Raw genomic sequence first — 23,763 nt, 5'->3', positions numbered from 1 at the left:
ACTAGTCGAGCAGGTCGTCGGTGCGGGCGGTGGTGCCGTGCGCGTCGGTGACCCGGCCGAACAGCTGCCGGGTGCGCTCCGCGGTGCCCACCACCCCAGGGCGATCACTGTAGGCGAAGATCGCCGAGTGCCGGGCCACGTCACCCTCCACGGCGCTGACCCGGTGCAGCGCGTAGCGGCCGTGGAACAGCTGCAGGTCGCCGGGCCGCAGCGGCAGCGCGCGCACCCGGTCGCCGCCGTCGCCGCTGATCACGGCGCCGACGTCGGCGAAGTTCTCCGACTCGGCCGAGCGGATGTGCGGGCAGTACTCGAACACGCCGCCGCCCCGCGGCTGCTGGGTGAGCATGCTGACGGCGAACTCGTTGGTGTCGAAGTGCCACGGGTGCTCTTTGCCCGGGTTGACGATGTTGACCACCAGCCCGGCCAGCGGATCCTCCAGCGGGTGGATCCGCTCCAGGCCCAGGCATTCGGCCAGGAACCGCTGGAACAGCTCGTCGGTGTAGAGCCGGTGGATCAGGTGCTCGGCGGGGATGTCCTCGCGGGCGACGAAGGCGTTGCCGCGCACCGTCGTCCGCCTGCCCGGGTGCCAGTCGGGCAGGTCGGCGTCGGGCGCGGTGTTGTAGACGTTGACCGTCTGCTCCTCGTAGTAGGCGCGGTCGGCCAGGCCCGCGCACTCGGTGCGCAGCGCCTCCCGGTGCTCGGCCGCGACGAAGTCGCGCAGCACGCTGCACCCGTCGACGGCCAGTTCGGCGCGCACCGACTCGACGGCGGCGACCCAGCCGGGGCCGCCGGGGTCGGTGAGCGGGTAGCGGTCGGTGTCGACGATGTCGGTCACCGCAGCGGTCATCGGGTTCCCTCCGAGGCCGGGACGACGGGCAACGTGATCTTCGAAGGATGCTCCGCGGACGTGTGGATGGCAACGGGCGACAGCGCCGCGGGCAGGTCGCGCACGGTGGGCAGCAGGTGCGGCACGTCGAATGCCTGCACCGAGATGCGGAGCTTGTGGCCGGGCGGGATGACCGCGCCGGTCGGGAAGACCTCGACGTCGACCGGTTCGACCTCGCCGGGCCGCATGGTGCTCTGCGCGTCCTCGGTGAACGGGTGGAACGGCTGGATCAGCTCGCCGTCGAGGTAGCGGGAGCGCTCCGGGTCGAGGGCGCGGTGCGAGAGCACCTGCCAGCCGCCGGTGAGCCGTTCGACGCTGCCGTCGGGCGCCACCGAGGACACCGACACCGACAGCATCCCGTTTCCGGTCGGCGTGGAGGTCTGCAGGTGGGCGTTGATCGGCCCGCGCATCCGCATCGCCTCGGTCATCGGTTCGGTCTCGAACACCGCGCCGGACAGGTCGTTCCAGCGGTTGTCCTCGCAGAGGCGGGAGATCCCGACGGCGTTGGGCAGCCCGGCGGTCCACTGGTTGGTCGAGCGGGTGCACAGGCCCGACACCGGCAGCGGAGCGATCGTGGTCCGCCCCGGCTCCGGGTCGGCGTCGACGAGACCGCCTGGGGCACCGGGCAGCGAGGTGCCGGAGAGCTCGAAGCTGCGGGCGCGCTGCTCGCCGATCCACCGGTCGGCCCGGTACCACTGCCCGGAGCCGATCTCGTGGTAGGTCAGCGGCGGGATGTCGGTGTCCAGCGCCGGGTCGGCCTGGCCGCGCACGTAGTGGTCGAACCAGCGCAGCTGCAGCTCCTGCAGCGTGCCGTACCCGGCGGCGGGGACCTCGTCGCCGGAACCCTGGAGGTGGTCCCACGGGCCGAAGATCATCTTCACCGGGACGCCGCGCTGCCGCAGCGCGTCGAAGACCATCGGCGTGCCGCGCTGGAACAGGTCGTACTCGCCGCCGATGAGGAAGGTCGGCACGTCGATGCGGTCCACGACGCTCGCGGGGGAGCGCTCGGCGTAGAACGGGCCGTCGAAGGCGGCGTTGAGCCCGAGGGTGGCCTCCAGCAGCGTCGGCGCGGTGAAGCTCGTCGCCCCCTGGACGCGGTCGAGGTACATCTGCAGCGCGTTGTCGGGCTCGGCGGGACCGTAAGCCGGTGGGATCAGCCCGGTTCCGGTCACCAGCCCCATCCACAGCGGGATGAACCCGACGTCGAGCGCGCCGCCGGAGGCGACCACGTCGCGGTAGGTGTCCATCGCGGGAACCTGCGGGAAGATCGCCTTGAGACCCGGTGGCCGGTTGCCCGCGGCGAAGAGCTGGTTGATGCCCATGTAGGAGGCGCCGTGCATGCCGACGGCGCCGTTGCTCCAGGGACGTTCGGGTGAGGAGGCCCAGTTCACGATCTCGCCCGAGTCGGTGTTCTCCCGCGCGCTGAACGCCTGCCAGTCGCCGCCGGAGGAGCCGGTGCCGCGCGCGTCGACCGAGACGTGCACGTAGCCGCGCTGGACGAAGTAGTCGGGATCGCCGCCGACCGCACCGGCGGCGGGACCGCTGATGATGTTCTTGTTGTAGGCGATGATCGTCAGCAGCACCGGGAACCGGCCCTCGACCGGCCTGCCCTCGGCGTCGGCGGGGCGCCGGACGTCGCCGCGCAGCACCGTGCCGTCGGACATCGGCACCGGCACGTCGGTCTCGACGACCGAACCGGGGTAGTCCGCGTCCCGGGCGCTCCATCCGGAGGCGGGGGTGGCGTCGGCGGCGGTCAGGCCGGCGAGAGCGGTCAGCAACGCGAGCAGCAAGGCCGGTAAGGAGCGGCGCATTCAGACCTCCCAGGATGTCCGGGAGATCAACGACGACCGCTCTCAGAGGTTACGGGACCGCACCTAGGACGCGTGGAAGTGCAGGTGTGCGGCCATGAATCGGCGTGCGGCGACCGGGTCGCGGGCCTCGATGGCCGCCAGCAGTCGCTCGTGACGGGTGATCGCCTCGCGGTCGGTCTCCACCGGAAGGCCGGACAGCACGCGGGTGAACGGCTCGAACAGCAGCGGCACGAACGCGTTGCCGGTCGCGCGAACGATCGTCTGGTGGAACGCGAGGTGGGCGGCGCCGCGCGAGCCGGCGTCGTCGCTCGCGCGCATCGCGCGCACCTGCTCGCGCAGCTCCCGCAGGTCGGACTCGGTGCGGTTGAGCGCGGCGAGCTCGGCGATCCCGGCCTCCAGCATCCGCCGGGCCTCGTGGACGCCGCCGACGACGTCGGGATCGGCGCCGGGGGAGGTGGCGGCGCGGATCATCGGGTGCAACGAGGTCCACTCCGCCGGTGGATTGACGTAGGTGCCGCGACCACGCTCGACGCGGACGACGTTCTGCACCCGCAGTGCCTTGACGGCCTCGCGCACGGTCAGCCTGCTCATCGAGAACAGCTCGGCGAGTTCGGGTTCCGACGGCAGCGCGCCGCCGGGCGGGTAGGTCCCGTCGATGATCGACCCCAGGAGCTGCTCGGCGAGCTCTTCCGGCAACGACACGCGGACCCCGCCCGTTCTCGATCCCACGACGACTCGGCAACCGGGGGAATTGGCGTCCACAATGGACTCCAAAGATCCGGATCGGACGAGTCTACTGCATGAGTGAGCGCGGACACACACCAACCGGTTGGTATGTGTGGTAGAGCTGATGGATCGGGTGTCTGGAGGTCTGACCATGGGTGATTCGCGGTACGAGTGGATGGAACCGGGCGCGTTCGAGGTGGCGCCGGGCGTGCACCGCATCCCGCTGCCCCTGCCCAACGACGGGCTCCGCGCGGTCAACGTCTACGCCATCGCCGACGGCGACTCGCTGACCCTGGTCGACGGAGGCTGGGCGCTGGAGGAATCCCGGGAGCAGCTGGTCGCCGCGCTCGCCCAGATCGGCGCCGGACCGGGCGACATCACCCGCTTCCTGGTCACCCACGCTCACCGCGACCACTACACGCAAGCGCTGGCCCTGCGACGCGAGTACGGCTCCGAGGTGCTGCTCGGCGAGGAGGAGCGGCACACCCTCGACCGGCTGATGTCGCCCGAGCACCGCTCGATGGACAGCCAGCTGGAGCTGCTGGCCGAGCACGGCGCCAAACCCGTCCGCGACACGCTGCTGAGCCTGCGCGAGGACGGGCCGCGCAACCACATCTGGGAGAAGCCCGACGCGTGGATCAACGCCGCCAGCGACCTCGGGCTCACCGACCGGTCGCTGCGCGCGCTGCCCACCCCCGGCCACACCCGCGGTCACCTGGTGTTCCTGGAGGAGCAGGCCGGGCTGATGTTCGCCGGTGACCACGTGCTGCCGCACATCACCCCGTCCATCGGTTTCGAGCAGGCCCCGACCGCGAGCCCGCTGCGCGACTACCTGGCGTCGCTGCGGCTGGTCCGCGGCCTGCCGGACATGCGGCTGCTGCCCGCGCACGGCCCGGTGACCGACAGCGTCCACGACCGCGTGGACGAGCTGCTGGCCCACCACGACGCCCGGCTGACGGCCACCGCCGCGGTCGTGGCGGCCGGGGCGAGCACCGCCTACGAGGCCGCCCGCGCGCTGACCTGGACCCGCCGCGAGCGCGCCTTCGACGACCTCGACGTGTTCAACCAGATGATGGCGGTCCTCGAAACCGCCGCCCACCTGGACGTTCTCGTGCTCCAGGACGAGCTGGGGGCCCAGCGGGTCGAAGGAGTCGTGCACTACTCCTGAGAGCCGGTTCGTGGTCGCTGCGCTGGGCCGCGGCGGCAACGGTCCGTAACCGGACGGAGGGTCTCCTGCGGGCCGAAAATCACCCGACTGCAGCGCAGAGGCGACCGGTGATCACGTGCGAGCCTGAATGAGCTCTCAGGCCGGTGCGCGGCCGGGGAGCGCGAACCTCGTTGGGGTCAAAGGCGACGTCACTAGGAGCTCGTCATGTTGAGCAAGCACGAGCGGGACAGGCTCGCCGAGATCGAATCGGCGCTGGCCTCCGCGGACCCTGAGCTCGCGGAGAAGTTCGAGCGGTTCGAGGGCGGGCCGGGCGCGGGCGCGCTGAGCCGCGCGCTGATCTGCACCGCGCTCGCGCTGACCGCGATGCTGTCGCTGCTCTCCCTGGCCAGCGGCCTGGTGTGGACCTCGGCCGCGCTGGGCGCGATCACCGCGGCAGGCGTCATCGCGGCGGGTGTCACCTCCCGCCGGCGTCGCGAGACCTGACGTCCCGCCGCGGACGCTCAGTCGTGCATCGGGTGCGGCAGGGACTGCAGCGCGGTGTCGGCCTCGACGTAGGTGCCCTCGGGCAACCCGTCGAGCCGGTCCAGCTGCTCCGGGCTCGCGCCCAACTCCTCGCACTGCTGCACGATCTCGCGCTTGGTCGCCGGGAACCGCACGTGGCAGAGCACCTGCAGCATCTCCGCGCGATCGGCCAGCACCATGACTCCTCCTCCGTCCACCCGCCTCGTGCGGGCGGAAACCCTCACGACACCAGCTCGCGGGCCATGTCGGCGATGGCGGTCGCGTCGATGCGCGCCTGGCCGAGCAGCTCGGCCGGTTGACCCGAGCCCGGCATCTCGTGGACGGCGAGCAGCCGCACCGGCACCGGGTCGTCGGCCAGCGCGTGCAGCACCGCCTCGCCGAGACCGCCCTCGGGCCAGTGGTCCTCGGCGGTGACCAGCCCCGCGGTCTCGCTCGCGGCCCGGCGCAGCGTCGCGGTGTCCACGGGCTTGACCGAGTACAGGTCGATCACCCGGGCCCCGATTCCCTCGTGCGCCAGCAGATCGGCGGCCTTGAGCGCTTCGTGCAGCGTGACCCCCGCGCCCACCAGCGTCACGTCCGCGCCGTCGCGGACCACCTTCGCGCCACCGATCGGGAACTCCTCGTCGGGCGGGTAGATCACCGGCATCGCGCCCCGGCTGGTGCGCAGGTAGCTGATGCCCGGCAGGTCGGCCATCGCCGCCACCAGGTGCGCGGTCTGGTTGGCGTCGCACGGGTACAGCACCGTGCTGCCGTGCACCGCGCGGAACGCCGCGAGATCCTCCAGCGCCATCTGCGACGGTCCGTCCTCACCGATGGCGACCCCGGCGTGCGACCCCATCAGCCGCAGGTCAGCCCGGCTGACCGCGGCCATCCGGACGAAGTCGTAGGCGCGGGACAGGAACGCGGCGAAGGTCGAGGCGAACGCGCACCAGCCGCGCACCTGCATGCCCACCGCGGCGGCGATCAGCTGCTGCTCGGCGATGTACATCTCGAAGTAGCGGTCCGGGTGGGCGTCGCGGAACAGCTCGGCGAACGTCGAGTTCGACACCTCGCCGTCCAGCGCCACCACGTCACCGCGCCGGTCGCCCAGCGCCGCCAGCGCCTGGCCGTAGGCCTTGCGGGTGGCCAGCTCGGTGCCCTCCTCGTAAGCGGGCATCCCGGCGGTGCCGGTGTCGAAGACGTGCGGCGTGGCGTCGCCCTCGGGCGAGGCCGGTTTGACTCGCAGGTCGCGCAGCCCGCCGAGCTCGGCGATCGCCTCCTCGGCGTGCGCCAGGGGTTTGCCGTGGAAACCGGGCTTGTCGGCGACCTCGGCGACGCCCTTGCCCTTCTGGGTGGCCGCCAGGATCATCACCGGCCTGCCGTCGCCCCGCTCGGCCTCGGTCAGCGCGGACTCGATCTCGTCGAGGTCGTGCCCGTCGATCTCCAGCACGCGCCACCCGGCGGCCTGCGCGCGAGCGGAGTAGGACGACAGGTCCCAGCCGTGCATGGTGGGCCCGGTCTGGCCGAGCCTGTTGACGTCGATCAGCGCGATCAGGTTGTCGAGCCGCTCGTGCCCGGCGTGCTCCAGGGCCTCCCACACCGAGCCCTCGGCCATCTCGCTGTCGCCGCACAGCACCCACACCCGGTAGGGGAGCCGGTCGAGGCGCTTGCCGGCCAGCGCCAGGCCGACGCCGACCGGCAGGCCCTGGCCGAGGGAGCCGGTGGCCACGTCCACCCAGGGCAGCACCGGGATGGGATGGCCTTCGAGTCGGCTGCCGAACTCGCGGAAGGTCAGCAGCTCGTCGTCCTCGACGGCGCCGACGGCCTTGAACGCGGCGTACTGCAGCGGCGAGGCGTGGCCCTTGGAGAAGATCAGGTGATCGTTGGCTGGGTGATCGGGACGGGAGAAGTCCAGCCGCAGGTGGCCGTCGAGCAGCACGGCCAGGAGGTCGGCCGCCGACATCGACGAGGTGGGGTGGCCGGACCCGGCGGCGGTGCTGGCCCGGACGGAGTCCACCCGCAGCTGCTGTGCCAGTTCGGCGCGGAACAATGCCTGGTCCATGCCCCGGAAGGTGCCCGGCGCGCGGCCGCGCGAAACACGCCGCAGGTCACCCCGCCCGGGTCGGCGGGGTGGAGCGGATCAGTCCAGGCCGCCGTTGCTGAGGCCGGAGAGCAGCCGCTTGATGACCTCGGGGTCGACCTCGGCGGTCTCCTCGGTCGTCTGCGGAGCCATCGCGTTCTTCTTGCGGGAGCGGCGGGGCAGCGGAACCGAGTCGGCCTTGACGCCGCTGGGCAGCGGCATCTCGCACCACACCAGGGTTCCGCCGGTGCGCAGCGCCGTGGCACCGCAGCGGCCGTCGGCGAAGCCGGGGGCGAGCTGCGGGGGAACGGTGGCCTGCTCGTCCTGCACCTCGGCGACGAGGCTCTCACCGCTCAGGCGCAGGCGGACGGTGATGAAGCCGGGGTTCTTCTGGTCGGCGGCGTCGACGGCCGCGGTCACCAGGGCTCCGGTGAGCTGCGTGGCGATGTCGGTCATCTCGCGCAGGCTCCACTCGGCCAGGGAGAACCGCACGAACATCTCGGTGCAGTTCACCGCGCTGGGCAGCGCGATCAGTCGCAGGTCGTCGACTTGTGCGGTCTGAGTGTTCACCTGGTTGAGATCCTCCGTCCGCCCCCGCTGCGCTTTCGATCACCCGGAAGTCGTATTTTGCCAACTCTACTGGGTGGCTTGTGCGCAGGGGCCCCTTTTGCTTTCGGCCTCGTACTTCGCTCCTCGACCCGGGACTCCGCAGGTCGCCGCGACCACCGCCGCCGCCGTCAACAGCCTTCTCCAGCTGCGACGACGCACGATCTGGTGAAAAACGTACGTGACGAAAGCCGGTCGCGACCACCTCCGGACGTATCGGTTCCACAACGGGGGAGTTCCAGGCCGGTGGCCCCTCTGATAACCGAGGAGGTGAACGACGATCGGGCTCCGGGAGTGTCGGGGCGGTCACGGCGTGTCGCGACCGCCCCGAGCGGCTCGCACGGCTCACACGAGGGTGTCGAGTCCCTCGGCGAAGGCCTTGCCGATGAGGCCGATCTCCTCCTCGGTGATGATCAGCGGCGGCGAGACCGCCAGCGCCTTGCCCAGCGGGCGCACGATCACGCCGAGCTCGCGGATCTTCTTCTGCAGCGCGCCGAGCCCACCGGCCTGCAGCTGCTCGGCGGTGAGCTCGACCGCCCCGAGCAGACCGGTCCCGCCCCGCACCTCGGCCACCGCCGGGTGGTCGGTGACCTGCGCGAGGGCGTCGTGCAGCGGCCGCTCCAGCTCGTCGGAGCGGGCGATGAGCTTCTCGCGCTCCAGGATGTCGAGGTTGGCCAGCGCCGCGGCCGCCACCGTGGGGTGACCGGAGTAGGTGGCGCCGTGGCGGAACACCCGGCCCGGCTCGTCCCAGAACGGCTCGGCCACCTGCTCGGCGACCACCACGCCGCCCAGCGGCAGGTAGCCGCTGGTCACGCCCTTGGCGAAGGTGATCATGTCGGGTCGCAGGCCCCAGCGCTCGACGCCGAACCAGGTGCCCACCCGGCCGAAGCCGCAGATCACCGAGTCGGCCACGAACAGGATGCCGTTCTCGGAGCAGATCTTCGCGACGGCTTCCAGGTAGCCCGGTTCCGGCGGGTGCAGCCCGCCGGCGCCGATCACCGGTTCGGCGAAGAACGCCGCGATCTTCTCCGCGCCGATGCGCTCGATGGCCTCGCGCAGGCTCTCGGCGTCGTCGTGGGCGACCCGGCCCGTCTCGGGGACCAGCTGGCCGAACCCGGCCTGGTTGGCGTCGATGCCGCCGATGCTGGTGCCCATGCCGTTGGTGCCGTGGTACGCGTTGCCGCGGCTGAGGATGTGGGTGCGCTGCGGCTGCCCGCGCTGGGCCCAGTACTGCCGCGCCAGCTTCGCCGCCGTGTCGATCGCCTCGCCGCCACCGGTGGTCAGGAAGATCTTGGAGTTGGGCATCGGCGCGAGGTCGGCCAGCCGCGAGGCCAGCTCCTCGGCGGGCGGGTTGGTGTAGTCGTTGAAGACGAAGTAGGACTCCAGCTCGCGCATCTGCGCCGCGGCGGCCTCGACGATCTCGGTGCGACCGTGGCCGGCGTTGGCGTACCAGAGGCTCGCGGTCCCGTCGAGGTAGCGACGCCCGGAATCGTCGTAGATCCAGACCCCTTCGGCCTTGGTGACGCAGAAGCTGCTGCTCTTGACCTCGAACATGTCCGCGAACGGGTGCCACAGCGCGGTTGATGACATGGTTTCCTGCCTCCTTCGTGGTGCCCCGACAGCTTCGTCGCCCGCACCCCGGAAGGCCAGCGGCGCGGCCGGGAAGCCCGAATCCCGACGTCCGCTTGGTGAGAAGGCACGTCCGCTCGTTGACACCGCAACGGGACCGGCCGGACGATGAGGTTCGTGACCACTTCGAACCTCAGCAGGCGGAGGCACGTCGACTTCCAGCGGGTGACGACCCAGGCCTGTCGCTCCTGACGGAACCGCAACGTCAGCGGGAACGCCGTCACCAGGCGGAACCCGGTAACGGTCCACAGAGGACCAGGAGCAGGGAGAAGTCCGTGTCCACCGTTTTGGTCATCTCCGGAAGCCCGTCGCGCACCTCGAAGACGGAGAAGGTCGGCGAGCACCTCGCCCAGCGGCTCACCGCGAGCGGCCGCAGCGCCGAGCACCTGCGGGTGCGCACCCTTCCCGCCGAGGCGCTGCTCGGCGCCGACGTCAGCGACCCGGCCATCGCCGCGGCGGTGGAGCAGGTCGCCGCGGCCGACGGCATCGTGCTGGCCACGCCGACCTACAAGGCCGCCTACTCCGGCCTGCTGAAGTCGTTCCTGGACCTGCTGCCGCAGTTCGGGTTCGCGGGCAAGGCCGTGCTGCCGCTGGCCACCGGCGGCAGCGTCGCCCACGTGCTCGCCATCGACTACGCCCTGCGCCCCGTCGTGCACTCCCTCGGCGCCCGCCACGCGGTCCAGAGCTTCTTCCTCCTCGACAAGCACCTCACCCTCGCCGACGACCACCTCACCATCCACGAGGACAGCGCGAACCCGCTCACCGACGTCCTGGAGCAGTTCACCAAGGCCCTCGACGGGATCCCCCACACCACGGTCCTCGGCCGCTCCGCCTGACTCGGTCCCCGGAAGGTCGAATCCTGCGGTTCTCGATTTCGCAGGTCTACAGGGGGTTGTCGATCCAGTTCTGGATGAGGGGGGCCGTGAGGGCGACGAGGTCTTCCGTGGGTTCCGCGGTGATGGCCCGGGTGCGCAGGACGAGGCGGGAGGCGCCGAGGCCCATGAGGTGGCTGCAGACCAGTTCCGCGCGCAGGCGGGCGCGAGGGCCGGTCAGGCGCTCGGCGAGGCGGGTGACCAGCTGGGACTCGAAGTTGTCCCGGAAGCTCGCGCCCGCCGGGCGGGACGAGGTGAACACCGCGCGCACCAGCGGGTCGCCCTGGGTGCGGTCGTGGTAGTCCAGCAGCGTGCGCACCAGGTGCTCGCCGAGGTGCTCCAGCTCGCAGTCCAGCAGCTTCTCGGCGTCGTTCTCGAAGCCCGAGGCTTGGGCGAAGAGGTCTTCCTTGCTGCCGAAGTACTTGACCACCAGCGCCGCGCTGACGTCGGCATCGGCGGCGATGTCGCGCAGCGTCACGTCCGCGTAGCCGCAGGACGAGAACCGGCGCCTGGCCACCTTCAGGATGGCTTCCCGCGTCGCGCACGCTGCGCGGCGCTGCTCCTCGATCGACCCCGTGGTGGGCATGCGTTTCAGGCTAGCGCGAGCCTCCCACCGCTACGGGCATCCGGGGCGTAACGGACTCGTACCGAGCCGGTCCCGGGGTCGCCGCCGCGATCAGCGCGGCCACCAGAGCGGCACCGCCGGCCACCACGAAGACCCAGGAGTAGGCGTTGATCGACGGGTAGGTCGCCCCGGCGACCCGCACCAGCGATCCGGTGGTCAGCGCCACCACGATCGCGCTGCAGCTGGAGGTGCCGATCGAGCGGGCGAGGCTGTTGAGCGCGTTGGCGGCGGCGGTCTCGGTCTCCGGTACCGAGCGCATGATCAACTGGGGCAGCGCGCCGTAGGCCAGGGCGCCGCCGATCGAGCTGATGGTCAGGTTCAGCACCACCAGCGACAGCGGCCCGTGCAGCAGCGAGGCGCCGACGTTGCCGAGCATGAGGACGCAGGCGCCGAGGATGAGGGTGGTGCGCGGGCCGAAGCGCCGCGAGATCCGGGCCGAGACCGGCGAGAACAACCCCATCGCCGCACCGATCGGCAGCAGCACCAAACCGGCCGTCACCAGCGACATGCCGTAGCCGTAGCCGGTCTCCGGCGGTGCCTGCAGCAGTTGCGAGCCGACCAGGAAACCGGTGAACATCGCGATGCCCACCAGCACCGAGGCGATGTTGGTCAGCAGCACCGTGGGTCGTGCCGACACGCGCAGATCCACCAGCGGTGCGGTGGTGCGGAGCTCGTAGGCGCCCCACAGCAGCAGCATCGCCACGGCCCCGGCGATCAGGCCCAGCACCAGCGCGCTCGACCAGCCCCACTCGTTGCCCTTGGAGATCGCCAGCAGCAGGCAGGTCAGGGCCACCGACAGGCCGAGCGCGCCGACGAGGTCGAACTTGCCGCCGGTGCGCAGCGAGGACTCCGGCACCACCTTGAGGATCAGCGCGATCTCTACGAGCGCGAAGACCATCGCCCCGGCGAACAGCCAGTGCCAGTCCAGCTCCTGGGCGACCACGCCGGTGATGGGCAGCCCGACCGCGCCGCCGATGCCCAGCGTCGCGCTCATCAGCGCCACCCCGGAGCCCACCTGCTCCTCGGGGAGCTCGTCGCGCATGATGCTGATGCCCAGCGGCACCACGCCGACCGCCGCGCCCTGCAGCACGCGGCCGACGAGCACGGCGGTGAAGTCGGTGCTGACCGCGCCGATCGCGCTGCCCACCGCCATCGTGGCCAGGGATAACAGCAGCATCCGGCGCTTGCCGTACATGTCGCCGAGCCGTCCGGTGACCGGCGCGCACACCGCACCCGCCACCAGCGGGGCGGTGACCAGCCAGCCGGCGTTGGCGGCGGTGGTGTGCAGCAGCCGCGGGAAGTCGGGCAGCAGCGGGACGACGAGGGTCTGCATCAGCGACACCGCGATGCCGCACGAGGCGAGCACGAGGATGACCCATTTCGAACTGCGCGTTGCGGACGAAGCGGACCCGGCGGTGCTCATCAGACTCCTCACTCATGGGGTGAACCGGTGTTCACCACGTGAGTAAACCTGTGTTCACCCCCGGAATCAAGACGTCGCCCGTCCGATTCCACCCAGCAGTCACGCGAATTCACCTCAATTTTGTCCACAGTGGACGATGAGTGCGCCGTTCGCGGTGGCCGCGCTGTTGTCAACCTGCGGTTCACACTGTTACTGTGAACCGCAGGTTTACAGCGAGGAGGTAGTGGTGTCGAAGGAGGAAACCGCTCGGCTCGTGGAGCGGCTGGCGGGGGAGCTGACCCCGGAAGTCGCCGACCCGGGCGCGAAGCTCTCGGACTTCGGGGACGAGCGGCGTCGCCGGGTGGACTCGCTGGCGCGGCTGCGGGCGGCGCTGGACGTGGAGGAGCTCGTGGCCGGCGCCGCGGCGCAGCAGGCCGAATCGGCGGCGGTCGAGACCGTGTGGCTCGGCGCGAGCCTGGCCGACCTCAGCGCGGTGACCGGCCGAACCCGGCAGGCCGCGCGCAAGCGGTGGCCCGGGCTCGGCTCGATCCACCGCCGCCGCAAGTGGCTCGGCGACCACGTCGAGGAGATCACCCACGCCGCCGGACAGCTCGCCGCTCACGCCGGCGACCTCGCGCCGAAGAGCGGCGGCGAGGCGTTCGACGAGCGGCTCCGGCTGCTGCGCGAGGGCCTGGACCGCTGCGCCCGCGACTTCGCCGACGAGGCCGAGGCCCCCGGCGACCCGGCGGGCCGCTGGCGCGCACTCGACGAGCTCGTCGGCACCACGATGCGTGGCCTCATCGGTGCCGCGGGCGAACCGGCCACCGGCGAGGCGGGATTCGCCCTGCACCTGGCCACCGGCGTTGTGGGCTACTACGACCACGCCACGGCCGACCGCCGGGGCTAGAGAGGCGGGAGGACTTCGGCGTGGCGGGTGGCCTGCTCGAAGGCGTGGGCGATGCGGAGCAGGCGCTGCTCGGACCGGTGCGGGCCCACCAGCTGGATCCCCACCGGCAGGCCCTCCGGGGTGAACCCGGCCGGAACGGAGATCGCCGGGCAACCGGTGGCCGAGATCCAGTACGCCGAGCGCATCCAGTCCAGGTACGACGGCATGGCCACGCCGCCGATCTCGCTCGGGAACTCCAGGTCGATGTCGAACGGCGGCACCTGGCTGACCGGCAGCGCGAGCACGTCGTAGCGGGTGAAGAACTCCCGTACCCGGTGGTACAGCTCGGTGTGCTGCCGTTCGGCGCGCCCCACGTCGGCGCCGGTCAGCGCCCGGCCGGCGTCGATGTTGTCGCGCAGGCTCGGCTTGATCCGGTCCGGGTGGGCGTCGCGGAGCTCGCCCAGCATCAGCTCGAACTGCCAGGCGCGCAGCGTCCGGAACACCTCGTCGGCGCCGGTCAGGTCCGGCCACGCCTCGTCGACCGCGCCGCCGATCTCGGTCAGCACCCGCGCCGCCGGTTCCAGCACCGACCGGACCTGCGCGTCGACCACGAGGTCACCGCCCAGGTCCAGCGAGAACGCCACCCGCAGGCCGCGGAGATCGGCCTCCAGCGGCTCCCGGAAGACCGAGCCGGGCTCGTCGATCGAGATCGGGCTGCGGTCGTCGGGTCCGGCGATCGCGGACAGCATCAGGGCGACGTCGGCGACGGTGCGCGCCATCGGCCCCTGCACGGACAGCGTCGACCAGGCCGCGGCGTCCGGCCACGTCGGCACCCGGCCCGGCGCGGGCCGCAGGCCCACGACGTTGTTGAACGACGCCGGGTTGCGCAGCGAACCGCCCATGTCGCTGCCGTCGGCCAGCGGCTGCATCCGGCAGGCCAGCGACGCCGCCGCGCCGCCGCTGCTGCCGCCCGCCGAGCGGTCCGGGGCGTAGGGGTTGGCGGTCGTGCCGAACACCGGGTTGAAGGTGTGCGACCCGGCCGCGAACTCCGGGACGTTGGTCTTGCCCATCGTCACCGCGCCCGCGGCCTTGAGCCGCTCCACGACGAGCTCGTCCTGCGCGGGCACGTTGTCGGCCAGCAGCGGCGAGCCGTAGGTGGTGCGCAGGCCCGCCGTGTCGTGGGTGTCCTTGTGCGCCATCGGCAGCCCGTGCAGCGGACCGACCGCCGCGCCCGAGGCCAGCCGCTCGTCGGCCGCTGCGGCGCCGGCCAGCGCGCCCTCCGGGTCGAGCGAGACCACGGCGTTGACCTTCGGGTTGAGCCGCTCGATCCGGTCCAGGTGGGCGCGCATCACCTCGCGCGCCGAGACCTCCCGCGCGCGGAGCAGCGCGGCCAGCTCGGTCGCCGTGCGCTGGCAGAGCGAATCGGACACGTCGTGGCTCCTCCCGCCGGGGTGCTTCGACCCGCAACATAGCGCCCCGGACGCCCGAGCTGAGCGCCGTGCGAGGTGGTCGCGATGGTCGGGGGTCAGCCCAGGTCGAGGTCGACGACCACCGGGGCGTGGTCGGAGGTGCCCTTGCCCTTGCGGGCCTCCCGATCGACGTAGGAGTCGGTGACTGCGCCGGTGAAGGGCTCGTTGCCGTAGACGAGGTCGATGCGCATGCCCTGGTTCTTCGGGAACCGCAGCGCCCGGTAGTCCCAGTAGGTGAACGGCACGTCGTACTTCAGGGCTCGCGGGTAGACCTCGGCCAGGCCCGTCTCGGTGAGCGACGTCAGCGCCTTGCGCTCCTCGGGGGTGATGTGGGTGCAGCCCTCGAACGCGGCGATGTCCCACACGTCCTCGTCGTTGGGGGCGATGTTGAAGTCGCCCAGCACGGCCCACGGGGTCCCGGCGGTGAGCTCCTCGGCGGCGGTGGCGCGCAGCGCGTCCAGCCAGCGCAGCTTGTAGTCGTAGTGCGGGTGGCCGACCTCGCGGCCGTTGGGCACGTAGACCGACCAGACTCGAACCCCGCCGCAGGTCGCGGCGACCGCGCGGGGCTCGGCGGTCTCGAACATGGAGCCGTCGGCCTGGAAGCCGGGTTGGTCGAGCAGGCCCTCGCGCACGTCGGTCAGGCCCACCCGGGAGAGCACGGCGACGCCGTTCCAGCGGCCGGTGCCGTGCGCGGCGGCCTCGTAGCCGAGCTCACCGACCTCGTCGTAGGGGAACGCGTCCTCGGCGCACTTGAGCTCCTGGAGGCACAGCACGTCCGGCTCGGCCGTGCCCAGCCAGTCCAGCAGCTTGGGCAGCCGCGCCCCGACCGAGTTCACGTTCCAGGTGGCGATCCGCATGGCCGCAGCTTGGCACACGCCGCCGACGATCCGACCGACCAGGGGCTGTTGATGTGGCGGAGTCGCATTCCCCTCCGCCACCTGGGGCGCCGGCTCCGCTACCGGCGAAGTGATCACTCACGGTTCTCAGGGGGCAACGCTCTGCTCGCCGGCGTACTGGTAGCGCCACACGCCGTCCGGGCGTTGGTCGCGGCGGTTGTAGCAGGCGTAGGGCGAGCACGGGTCCTCCCCGTCGCGGGGCGAGGGGAAGGCGAACTCGCCCAGCGGTAAGTCCGCGTCGACGGCCGGGATGATGAACGATCGCCCGTCCTCCGGGCCGCCGATGAGTTCTGCGTGCACGTGCTGCTGCATCGAGGTTCTCCCTGTTCGGCGTTCGCCGTAATCCGCTTACAGCCAATAGGAACAAATGCAGCGGCCGTTGGTTCCCGTTGTCACCCGAATGTTTTAACGATGTGCTGCGAACGCTGCTCACGACCAGGTGATTGGGGATCGGCGCGGCCGGGTAGGACGAGGTCATGCCGCGTCACGACGAGGCACCGTCCAACCCGGACAAGGTGCTCTACCCGCAAGACTCTTTCCGGAAACAAGACGTGTTCGATCACTTCCGCTCCGTGTCCGGTCCGCTGGTCGCGCACGCGCGCGGCAAACCGGCGACGCTGCGGCGGTTCCCGGACGGCATCGACGCCGACGGGTTCTTCCAGAAAGAAGCGTCGAGTCATTTCCCGGACTGGATCGCGCGGGCGGAGGTCCCGCAGCGCGGTGGTGGACCTCCCGTGCACCACGTGCTCGTCGACGACGAGGCGACGCTGCTCCACCTCGCCGATCAGGCCGCCCTGGAAATCCACATCGCACTGTCCACTGCGGACGATCTGGAGCATCCGGTGCTGGCGGTGCTCGACATCGACCCGCCGCCGGACGGCGTCGAGATCGCGACGCTGCGCCGCGTCGTGCGCTCGGCGTGCGCGCTGTTCACCGACGACGGGCTCGATCCGCACGTGCAGACCACCGGGGGCAAGGGATTTCACGTCGCGGCACCCCTGGACGGCTCGCGCGACTTCGAGGAGGTGCGCGGGTGGATCCGCGAGATCGCCGACCGCGCGGCCCGTGACGATCCGGACCGGCTCACCACCGAGCAGCGCAAGAACAAGCGCGGCGACCGCATCTTCCTCGACGTCAACCGGAACGCCTACGGCCAGACCATGATCGCTCCCTACTCGCTGCGCGCCCGCCCCGGAGCCCCGGCGGCCACGCCGATCGACCTCGACGAGCTCAGCCGGGTGCACCCGCAGTCCTACGGCCTGACCAACCTGGCCCGCAGGCTCGCCCGCAAGTCCGACCCGTGGCGCGACCTCCACTGATCGGTCAGCGCTGTTCGGCGAGGAACCGGCCGATCTCGGCGGCGATCGCCTCCGCCTCCTCCGAACCCACCGCGTGCGAGGCCTCCGGGTAGACCACGACGCGCCCGCGTCGCAGCGTTCGTTCCGCGACCTCGGCGGCGGCAGCGGTGTCGTGCATGACGGACCGCCCGGCCAGCACCGCCAGCACGGGCGCGTCCAGGGCGGCGAGGTCTCGCTCCGGGAACAGCGACGGCTGCGGGAGCCTGATCGTGTAGGCGCGCATCGCGGTCTCGGTCATGCGGGCGATCGGCTCGTCCCCGACTGGAGCTCCACCCGCGGTGTAGGAGGCGAACGAGTCCCGCCACGCCTTGGGCAGCCACGGCACCGAGGCGGGGATGGCGCGGATCGCGGTGCCGAGCGGAATGCCGCCGAAGGTGTGGGCGGGGTCGATCAGCACCAGGCTCGCCACCCGCTGCGGGAAGTGCAGGGCCAGGTTGGTCGCCGTCCACCCGCCGATGGACAGGCCGAGCAGGCTGAACCGCTCTTCGGGCAGCGCTGCCAGGGTCTGGTCGAGCCAGGCGGCGTTGTCCGCGGCGTCCTCGATCGGAACCTCCTGCACGCTCAGGCCCGGCTCACCGAGCAGGTCGACCACGTAGACGTCGCCGAGCCCGAGCAGCGAGGGCATGTTGTCCGCCCAGGCGGGACTGGGGGAGGACCGGCCGGGCAGCAGCACGAACGGGTGCTGCGCGCGGGTGGGCCCGGTGCCGTCGAACCGGTAGACCCGCACGACGCCGAAACCCGTGCGCACGTCCAGGACCCGGGCGGGCGGTGGCATGGCCTGCCACGCCAGGCCGTAGTCGGCCATGAAGGCCGAGTGCCCCTCCCGGGAGTTCCAGTGCCCGACCGGAGACGGTGCGCGCAGCAGGACGGCGGCCGCCACCAGCACCGCGACCGCGGTGACCCCGATCGCGGCCCAGATCCGGCGGGCGCGTCCACTCTTCCCGGACATGGCTCCCCCAGTCGTCGACCGACGGGACCACGGTAGTGGCCGGGGTTCAGTCGCGGGTGGCTTCGAGGGCCATCGCGGCGACCTCGCGGAGGGGGAGGTCGAGGGCTCGGGCGGCCGCGGCGACGTCGTCGTGCTCGGGCTTGCTGCGGTGCGGGCCGTGCTTGACGCGGATGGCATGCCCCTGCACGACAACGGTCGTGGTGCTGCGGGGCAGCGCGGTGCGCCGGACCTCGTGGCGACGTGCGCCCAGCGAACCGGTCTCGGCGAGGACCAGGGCGGTCAGCGCCTCCTCCAGTCCCGGGGCGCACAGGACGTGCAGGACGTGGGCCGGTCGGGACTTCTTCATCGTCGCCGGGCTCGTCCACGCGTCGGCCGCACCGGCCTCCAGCAGCCGCTCCACCAGGTGGCCCAGGGTCTCGCCGGTGACGTCGTCGACCGTGCACTCCACCACGACCATCGTGCGCGACTCGGCCGGCGGCGAGCCCAGCGACGCCGCCAGGACGTTCGGGCGCTGCGGGAACCGCTTGCTGCCCGCGCCGTAGGCCGTCGCGCCCAGCGTCATCGCCGGGGGAGGGGTGAATCGCGCGCCCATCGCCGAGATCAGCGCGGCCCCGGTCGGGGTCACCGTCTCCCCGGCGAGATCGGCGCCGACCACCGACGCGCCCTCCAGCAGGCGCAGCGTCGCCGGGGCCGGGGCGGGCAGCACGCCGTGCGCGCAGCGGACCGTTCCCGAGCCCAGGGCGATCGGGGCCGAGTGCACCGCGGTGATCGACAGGGCGTGCAGCGCGGCCGCGACCCCGACGGTGTCGACGACGGTGTCCAGGCCGCCGACCTCGTGCAGGTGCACCTCTGCCGGGTCCCGGTCGTGCAGCGCGCCCTCCACCCGCGCGATCGCCTCGATCGCTGAAACCGCCATCTCCGCAACGGGTTCCGGTCGAGCGCGGGAGGCGAGCCGGATCAGTTCGGCGGCGTGGCGCTCCGGGGCGTCGTCGTCGACCTCCACCGCGGCGCGGGTCGCCGAGATCCCGTCGACCTGGACCTGCTCGGAGTTCAGCGACCAGCCGGTCAGGCCGGTCGACTCGATCGCGGTGCGCACCCGGGGCAGCGGCGCGCCGAGGCCGAGCAGCGCGCCCAGCAGCATGTCCCCGGACACGCCGGTCGCCGGGTTGATCCAGAGGATCATCGCCGCGCCACCGCGGCCAGTCGGTGCGCGGCCATCGCGGCGGAGAAGCCCGAATCGATGTTGACCACCGTCAGCCCGGCGGCGCAGGAGGTCAGCATCGCCAGCAGCGCCGTCACGCCCTCCAGCGAGGCGCCGTAGCCGGTCGAGGTCGGCACCGCGATCACCGGGCAGGCCACCAGCCCGCCCACGGCGCTGGCCAGCGCGCCCTCCATGCCCGCGACCACGATGACCGCATCGGCCGCCTGCAGGTCCTCGCTCGCCGCCAGCAGCCGGTGGATGCCGGCCACGCCCACGTCGCGGATCACGTGCGTGCGCAGGCCGATCGCCGACGCGACCGCCTCGGCCTCGGCCGCGACCGGCCAGTCCGAGGTGCCCGCGGTGGCCACGCACACCCGGAAACCCCGGTCCGCGGCGGGCCGCCAGACCAGCAGCCGGGCCGTCTCGTCGTAGTCGCCGCCGGGAACCCGCACCTGCTCGGCGACCTCCGGGTCGACCCGGGTGACCAGGACCGGGCCGGTGCCGCGCGACAGCAGTTCGGTGACGATGCCGGTGATCTCCTCCGGGCGCTTGCCCGGGCCGTAGACGACCTCGGGCAGGCCCTGGCGGGACTCGCGGTCGGTGTCGACGCGGGCGTAGCCGAGATCGGTGAAGCCCGTCATGACGCGGTCCGGGTGGGAAGCAGCGGCAGCAGCACGTTCATCCGGCCGCTGGTGAAGCCCGCCATGTCCAGCGCGCAGAAGTCGAAACCCGCGTCCCGGCCGGCGGCGTCGAGCTCGGCGTGCAGCGCGGCAGCGCGGTCGATGTCCTCGGACGGCACCTCCAGGCGCGCCACCGTGCCCTGCCCGTGCGCCCGGACCCGGCACACCGGGAACCCGAGGTCGTGGACGGCGGCCTCGGCGCGCTCGATCCGGGCCAGCACCTCCGGTGTCACCGGATCGCCGTAGGCGACGCGGGAGGCCAGGCACGCCGCCGCTGGTTTGTCCGCAGTGGACAGTCCGAGCGCGGCGCTGGCCTCGCGCACCTCGTCCTTGGTCAACCCCGCGTCGACCATCGGCGCGACCGCGCCCCGGTGCGCCGCCGCCCGCTGGCCCGGCCGGTGATCGCCCAGGTCGTCCACATTGGTGCCCAGCGCGATGCGCGCGCCCATCGTCGCCGCCAGCGGTTCCAGTGCGTCGAAGAGCGCGGACTTGCAGTGGTAGCAGCGGTTTCCGTCGTTGGCCGCGTACTCCGGGCGGTCGGCTTCGTCGGTGCAGACCTCGACGTGGGCGAAGCCGTGCTCGCGCGCGAAGCGCTTCGCCTGCCTGCGCTCCTCGGCGGCCAGGCTCGGCGACACGGCGGTGACCGCGAGCATCCGCGAGCCCAGCACCTGGTGCGCCACCACGGCCAGCAGCGCCGAGTCCACGCCACCGGAGAACGCCACGACCAGGGCTTCCTCGGTGCCGACACGAGCCCGCAGGCGGTCCAAACCGGTCACGACCTCACTCCTCACGCACGGCGGTACCCAGGTGGTCTGACCAGACCTTAACTCGTGCGGGCGACGCGTCCCATGCCCGCGAACGAGATCTTTCCGGTGGTCAACGAGCCTGTTGGGGCCCCGTTCGGAGTGCTAGTGCCGGACTCGCCGACGTGTCCCCCGACCGAGTGGCTCTCCCGGGGGAGGCGGCGTTATCGACCTACCTTCCGGGAGGAACGTGCCGACGGGAGGAGACTGCGGTGACCGACAACAGCGCTGCCCAGCAGATCGCGTCCGGATACGACACCGGGGGCGCCGCCGTCGACCTCGGCGCGGTCGTCATCGACAACGAGGCCGATGCCCAGGCCGCCGTGCGGATCCCGCTGGCGACCCTCAACCGGCACGGCCTGGTCGCCGGGGCCACCGGCACGGGCAAGACCAAGACGCTGCAGCTGCTGGCCGAGCAGCTCTCCGAAGCCGGGGTCCCGGTGGTGCTCGCCGACATCAAGGGCGACCTGTCGGGCCTGGCCCGGCCGGGGGAGGGCGGGGAGAAGCTGGCCGCCCGCGCCCAGGACGTCGGAGACGACTGGCAGGCCTCGTCCTACCCGGCGCAGTTCCTGTCGCTGGGCACCGGCGGGCGCGGCGTGCCGATCCGGGCGTCGATCACCAGCTTCGGGCCGCTGCTGCTGTCGAAGGTGCTCGGGCTCAACGCCACCCAGGAATCCACCCTCGGTCTGATCTTCCACTGGGCCGACCAGCGCGGCCTGGCGCTGCTGGACACCAAGGACCTGCGCTCGGTCATCCAGTACCTCACCAGCGACGAGGGCAAGGAGGACCTCAAGGGCATCGGCGGTGTCTCGGCGGCCAGCGCCGGGGTGATCCTGCGCGCGCTGGCGAACCTGGAGGCCCAGGGCGGTGACGAGTTCTTCGGCGAACCGGAGCTCGACGTCTCCGACCTGCTGCGGCAGGTCGAGGGCAAGGGCGTGGTCAACCTGCTCGAACTCGACGACGTGCAGGCCAACCCGGTGCTGTTCTCCACCTTCCTGATGTGGCTGCTGGCCGAGCTGTTCGAGGAGCTGCCCGAGGCCGGAGACCTGGACCGGCCCAAGCTCGTGTTCTTCTTCGACGAGGCGCACCTGCTGTTCAACGACGCCTCCAAGGCGTTCCTGGACCGCATCGAGCAGACCGTGAAGCTCATCCGCTCCAAGGGCGTCGGCGTCTTCTTCTGCACCCAGCTGCCCACCGACCTGCCCAACCCGGTGCTGTCCCAGCTCGGCGCGCGCATCCAGCACGCCATCCGCGCCTTCACCCCCGAGGACCAGAAGGCGCTCGCCCGCACCGTCAAGACCTACCCGACCACCGAGCACTACCGGCTCGACCAGGCGCTCACCACCCTCGGCATCGGCGAGGCCATCGTGACCGTGCTCTCCGAGACCGGTGCGCCGACGCCGGTGGCCTGGACGCGGCTGCGGCCACCGCGCTCGCTGATGGGCAGCATCGGCGAGGACGCCGTGCGGGAGGCCGCGCAGTCCTCGGACCTGCACGCCAAGTACGCCGAGACGATCGATCGCGAGTCGGCCTACGAGAAGCTCGCCGAGAAGGTCGCCGAACCCACCGCCGGGCGGACCGGAGAGCCGGCCTCCGCACCCGACGGGGAGGTGCCGGAGCAGCGGGAGCGCGAGGAGGCCGGGATGTTCCAGAAGGCGATGGAGAACCCCGCCGTGCGCTCGTTCTTCCGCTCCGCCGCCAGCGCCGTGGGCCGCGAGGTCACCCGGGGGTTGTTCGGGAACCGGAGGCACTGACGGACAACGCGTCACCCGATCAGGTAGGGTCTGCTCGACTTATCCACGCGGGAGCTCGGGCGCACCGGGCTGAGAGGGTGGCAGATCGCGCGCCACCGACCGCAGAACCTGTCCGGATAATGCCGGCGTAGGGAGCTGTCGATGACGCATGACGTCGAGCTGTCCGAAGTTCCGAACACCCTGGACGAACCGGCGCCGAAAACCCTGGGAGTGCTAGACCAGGGCGCGTTCTGGGGCAACCTCGGCGTGAGCCTGCTGGGCTTCAGCGGCGCGCTGGCGGTGCTCGCACCGGCCGGAGTGCCGCAGCTGTCGTTCGCCGCGGCGGTCACCGCGACCGTCGTCGGCACCGTGCTCGGCAGCATCATGGTCGGCATCGCCGCCATCCCGGGCGCGCGCACCGGCGCTCCCGCGATGATGCTGCTGCGCGGCCTGTTCGGCACCCGCCTGTCCTACGTGCCGACCGCGCTCAACATCCTGCAGCTGGTCGGCTGGGGCACCTTCGAACTGCTGGTGATCGCCCAGGGGGCCGAGGCGCTGTTCGGCGGCGGCCCGCAGTGGCTGTACGTGCTCATCGCCGGGGTGATCACCACCGCGTTGACGCTGCGCCCGCTCGGCGCGCTGCGACTGCTGCGCCGCTACGTCAGCGTCGCCGTGCTCATCGCGATGGTCTACTTCTTCGTGCAGCTGCTGATGAAACCGCTGCCGCCGATGCACGAGGGCTCGTGGGAGGGCTTCTGGCCGGGCGCCGACGCGGCGCTGGCCGTGGCGGTGTCCTGGTTGCCGGTCGCCTCGGACTACTCGCGGCACTCCCGCTCCGCGGGCGGCGCGTTCACCGCCGCGACCGTCGGTTACTCGATCACCCAGATCGCCTGCTACCTGCTGGGCCTGCTCGGCCTGGCGCTGGTCGGCTTCGACGGCGACAAGGCGTTCGACCCGCTGCTGGCCGCGCCGCTGGGCGTGCTGTTCTTCGCGGTGCTGGTGCTGCGCGAGGTCGACCAGTCCTTCGCCGACACCTACTCCACCGCGGTGTCCATCCAGAACCTCCGCCCCAGCACCGATCGCCGCGTGCTGAGCCTGATCGTCGGCGCGATCAGCACGCTGGCGGCGCTGACGATGGACATCGAGCAGTTCTCCAACTTCCTGCTGCTGATCGGTTCGGTGTTCGTGCCGATGTTCGGCGTGCTGGCCGTGGACTACTTCCACAACGCCCGCAACCGCGAGTGGGACGTCTCCGCCGAAGCGCCCTCGCGCTGGGGAATGCTCGTGGCCTGGCTGCTGGGCTTCGCGACGTTCCAGCTGATCAACCCGGGTGAGCTCGGCTGGTGGACCCAGCTGTGGACCAGCGCCCGCGAGGCCGTCGGGTTCACCGTGCCGACCTGGATGAGCGCCGCGCTGACCTCGTTCGTGATCTCCGCGGTGGCGGCGGGCGTCATCGGCCTGTTCGCCCGCCCCCACCCCGAC

General features: G+C 71.8%; 23 protein-coding genes and 1 riboswitch. Of the genes, 7 read left to right on the top strand and 16 right to left on the bottom strand.

Going from position 1 to position 23,763, the window contains the following annotated elements; genetic code table 11:
- Position 1: 1 nt before the first annotated feature.
- The 3 genes from QFW96_RS11140 to QFW96_RS11130 form a co-directional block, all read right to left on the bottom strand.
- Positions 2-847 carry a HalD/BesD family halogenase gene (locus tag QFW96_RS11140; protein ID WP_281455501.1) on the bottom strand — a complete coding sequence of 282 codons (846 nt, stop codon included), beginning with the start codon at positions 845-847 and terminating at the stop codon, positions 2-4.
- Positions 844-2,697, bottom strand: coding sequence for a CocE/NonD family hydrolase (locus QFW96_RS11135; protein WP_281455500.1), 1,854 nt, complete (start codon positions 2,695-2,697; stop codon positions 844-846). The genes QFW96_RS11140 and QFW96_RS11135 overlap by 4 nt, the downstream gene beginning before the upstream one ends.
- Before the next feature lie 63 nt (positions 2,698-2,760).
- Positions 2,761-3,426, bottom strand: a complete 666-nt coding sequence (locus QFW96_RS11130; protein ID WP_281455499.1) for a FadR/GntR family transcriptional regulator — start codon at positions 3,424-3,426, stop codon at positions 2,761-2,763.
- Between the two features lie 148 nt (positions 3,427-3,574).
- Between QFW96_RS11130 and QFW96_RS11125 the strand changes: the two genes are divergently transcribed.
- Together QFW96_RS11125 and QFW96_RS11120 are read left to right on the top strand one after the other, a co-directional pair.
- Positions 3,575-4,591 (top strand): MBL fold metallo-hydrolase, encoded by a 1,017-nt coding sequence (locus QFW96_RS11125; protein WP_281455498.1) that lies wholly within the window; start codon positions 3,575-3,577, stop codon positions 4,589-4,591.
- 204 nt (positions 4,592-4,795) lie between these two features.
- Complete coding sequence (locus QFW96_RS11120; protein ID WP_281455497.1) at positions 4,796-5,074, top strand: DUF3040 domain-containing protein; 279 nt, start codon at positions 4,796-4,798, stop codon at positions 5,072-5,074.
- A gap of 17 nt (positions 5,075-5,091) precedes the next feature.
- On the opposite strand, the gene QFW96_RS11115 is transcribed toward QFW96_RS11120, so the two are convergent.
- The 4 genes from QFW96_RS11115 to QFW96_RS11100 form a co-directional block, all read right to left on the bottom strand.
- On the bottom strand, positions 5,092-5,292 hold the full coding sequence (locus QFW96_RS11115; protein ID WP_281455496.1) for a DUF2795 domain-containing protein: 201 nt from the start codon (positions 5,290-5,292) through the stop codon (positions 5,092-5,094).
- A gap of 41 nt (positions 5,293-5,333) precedes the next feature.
- Positions 5,334-7,154 carry a transketolase gene (locus QFW96_RS11110; RefSeq protein WP_281455495.1) on the bottom strand — a complete coding sequence of 607 codons (1,821 nt, stop codon included), beginning with the start codon at positions 7,152-7,154 and terminating at the stop codon, positions 5,334-5,336.
- A 78-nt stretch (positions 7,155-7,232) separates the two neighbouring features.
- On the bottom strand, positions 7,233-7,742 hold the full coding sequence (locus tag QFW96_RS11105; RefSeq protein WP_093423361.1) for a histidine kinase: 510 nt from the start codon (positions 7,740-7,742) through the stop codon (positions 7,233-7,235).
- 381 nt (positions 7,743-8,123) lie between these two features.
- Entirely contained in the window at positions 8,124-9,368 is a 1,245-nt protein-coding gene (locus QFW96_RS11100) for an aminotransferase family protein (RefSeq protein ID WP_281455494.1), read from the bottom strand.
- A 314-nt stretch (positions 9,369-9,682) separates the two neighbouring features.
- On the opposite strand from QFW96_RS11100, the gene ssuE reads away from it, so the two are divergent.
- Positions 9,683-10,243, top strand: a complete 561-nt coding sequence (ssuE, locus tag QFW96_RS11095) for an NADPH-dependent FMN reductase (RefSeq protein ID WP_281455493.1) — start codon at positions 9,683-9,685, stop codon at positions 10,241-10,243.
- 46 nt (positions 10,244-10,289) lie between these two features.
- On the opposite strand, the gene QFW96_RS11090 is transcribed toward ssuE, so the two are convergent.
- Positions 10,290-10,865, bottom strand: a complete 576-nt coding sequence (locus tag QFW96_RS11090) for a TetR/AcrR family transcriptional regulator (RefSeq protein WP_281455492.1) — start codon at positions 10,863-10,865, stop codon at positions 10,290-10,292.
- 10 nt (positions 10,866-10,875) lie between these two features.
- Positions 10,876-12,327: an MFS transporter gene (locus QFW96_RS11085; RefSeq protein WP_281455491.1), complete on the bottom strand. Its 1,452-nt coding sequence runs from the start codon at positions 12,325-12,327 to the stop codon at positions 10,876-10,878.
- A gap of 226 nt (positions 12,328-12,553) precedes the next feature.
- Between QFW96_RS11085 and QFW96_RS11080 the strand changes: the two genes are divergently transcribed.
- On the top strand, positions 12,554-13,213 hold the full coding sequence (locus QFW96_RS11080) for a hypothetical protein (RefSeq protein WP_281455490.1): 660 nt from the start codon (positions 12,554-12,556) through the stop codon (positions 13,211-13,213).
- Here QFW96_RS11080 and QFW96_RS11075 read toward each other — a convergent pair.
- From QFW96_RS11075 to QFW96_RS11065, 3 genes are all read right to left on the bottom strand, one after another.
- Positions 13,210-14,622, bottom strand: a complete 1,413-nt coding sequence (locus tag QFW96_RS11075; RefSeq protein WP_281455489.1) for an amidase — start codon at positions 14,620-14,622, stop codon at positions 13,210-13,212. The two genes, QFW96_RS11080 and QFW96_RS11075, sit on opposite strands and share 4 nt — an antisense overlap.
- A gap of 95 nt (positions 14,623-14,717) precedes the next feature.
- Positions 14,718-15,518, bottom strand: a complete 801-nt coding sequence (locus tag QFW96_RS11070; protein ID WP_281455745.1) for an exodeoxyribonuclease III — start codon at positions 15,516-15,518, stop codon at positions 14,718-14,720.
- 126 nt (positions 15,519-15,644) lie between these two features.
- On the bottom strand, positions 15,645-15,869 hold the full coding sequence (locus QFW96_RS11065; RefSeq protein ID WP_281455488.1) for a hypothetical protein: 225 nt from the start codon (positions 15,867-15,869) through the stop codon (positions 15,645-15,647).
- Positions 15,870-16,033: 164 nt separating this feature from the next.
- Here QFW96_RS11065 and ligD point away from each other — a divergent pair, with 164 nt between their 5' ends.
- Positions 16,034-16,876, top strand: coding sequence for a non-homologous end-joining DNA ligase (gene ligD / locus QFW96_RS11060; protein WP_281455487.1), 843 nt, complete (start codon positions 16,034-16,036; stop codon positions 16,874-16,876).
- A 4-nt stretch (positions 16,877-16,880) separates the two neighbouring features.
- On the opposite strand, the gene QFW96_RS11055 is transcribed toward ligD, so the two are convergent.
- The 4 genes from QFW96_RS11055 to larE are packed head-to-tail and all read right to left on the bottom strand — an operon-like array spanning position 16,881 to position 20,521.
- The gene (locus QFW96_RS11055) at positions 16,881-17,864 is read right to left on the bottom strand and encodes an alpha/beta fold hydrolase (protein ID WP_281455486.1); all 984 of its coding nucleotides are present in this window, start codon (positions 17,862-17,864) and stop codon (positions 16,881-16,883) included.
- 46 nt (positions 17,865-17,910) lie between these two features.
- Positions 17,911-19,047: a nickel pincer cofactor biosynthesis protein LarC gene (gene larC, locus QFW96_RS11050; protein ID WP_281455485.1), complete on the bottom strand. Its 1,137-nt coding sequence runs from the start codon at positions 19,045-19,047 to the stop codon at positions 17,911-17,913.
- Entirely contained in the window at positions 19,044-19,706 is a 663-nt protein-coding gene (gene larB, locus QFW96_RS11045; protein ID WP_281455484.1) for a nickel pincer cofactor biosynthesis protein LarB, read from the bottom strand. The genes larC and larB overlap by 4 nt, the downstream gene beginning before the upstream one ends.
- Complete coding sequence (larE, locus tag QFW96_RS11040; RefSeq protein WP_281455483.1) at positions 19,703-20,521, bottom strand: ATP-dependent sacrificial sulfur transferase LarE; 819 nt, start codon at positions 20,519-20,521, stop codon at positions 19,703-19,705. Before larE ends, larB begins: the two co-directional genes overlap by 4 nt.
- A gap of 239 nt (positions 20,522-20,760) precedes the next feature.
- Between larE and QFW96_RS11035 the strand changes: the two genes are divergently transcribed.
- Positions 20,761-22,302 carry a helicase HerA-like domain-containing protein gene (locus QFW96_RS11035; RefSeq protein WP_281455482.1) on the top strand — a complete coding sequence of 514 codons (1,542 nt, stop codon included), beginning with the start codon at positions 20,761-20,763 and terminating at the stop codon, positions 22,300-22,302.
- Positions 22,303-22,339: 37 nt separating this feature from the next.
- A riboswitch (TPP riboswitch) is annotated at positions 22,340-22,453 on the top strand.
- A partial coding sequence (locus QFW96_RS11030) for a purine-cytosine permease family protein (protein WP_281455481.1) occupies positions 22,444-23,763 on the top strand: 1,320 nt, incomplete at its 3' end. (Overlaps the previous riboswitch by 10 nt.)

Origin of the sequence: Saccharopolyspora ipomoeae, assembly GCF_029952525.1 — a bacterium.
Classification (GTDB): domain Bacteria; phylum Actinomycetota; class Actinomycetes; order Mycobacteriales; family Pseudonocardiaceae; genus Saccharopolyspora; species Saccharopolyspora ipomoeae.
The sequence above is the reverse complement of the archived record's forward strand: the minus strand, read 5'-3'. Positions and strand labels throughout refer to the sequence as shown.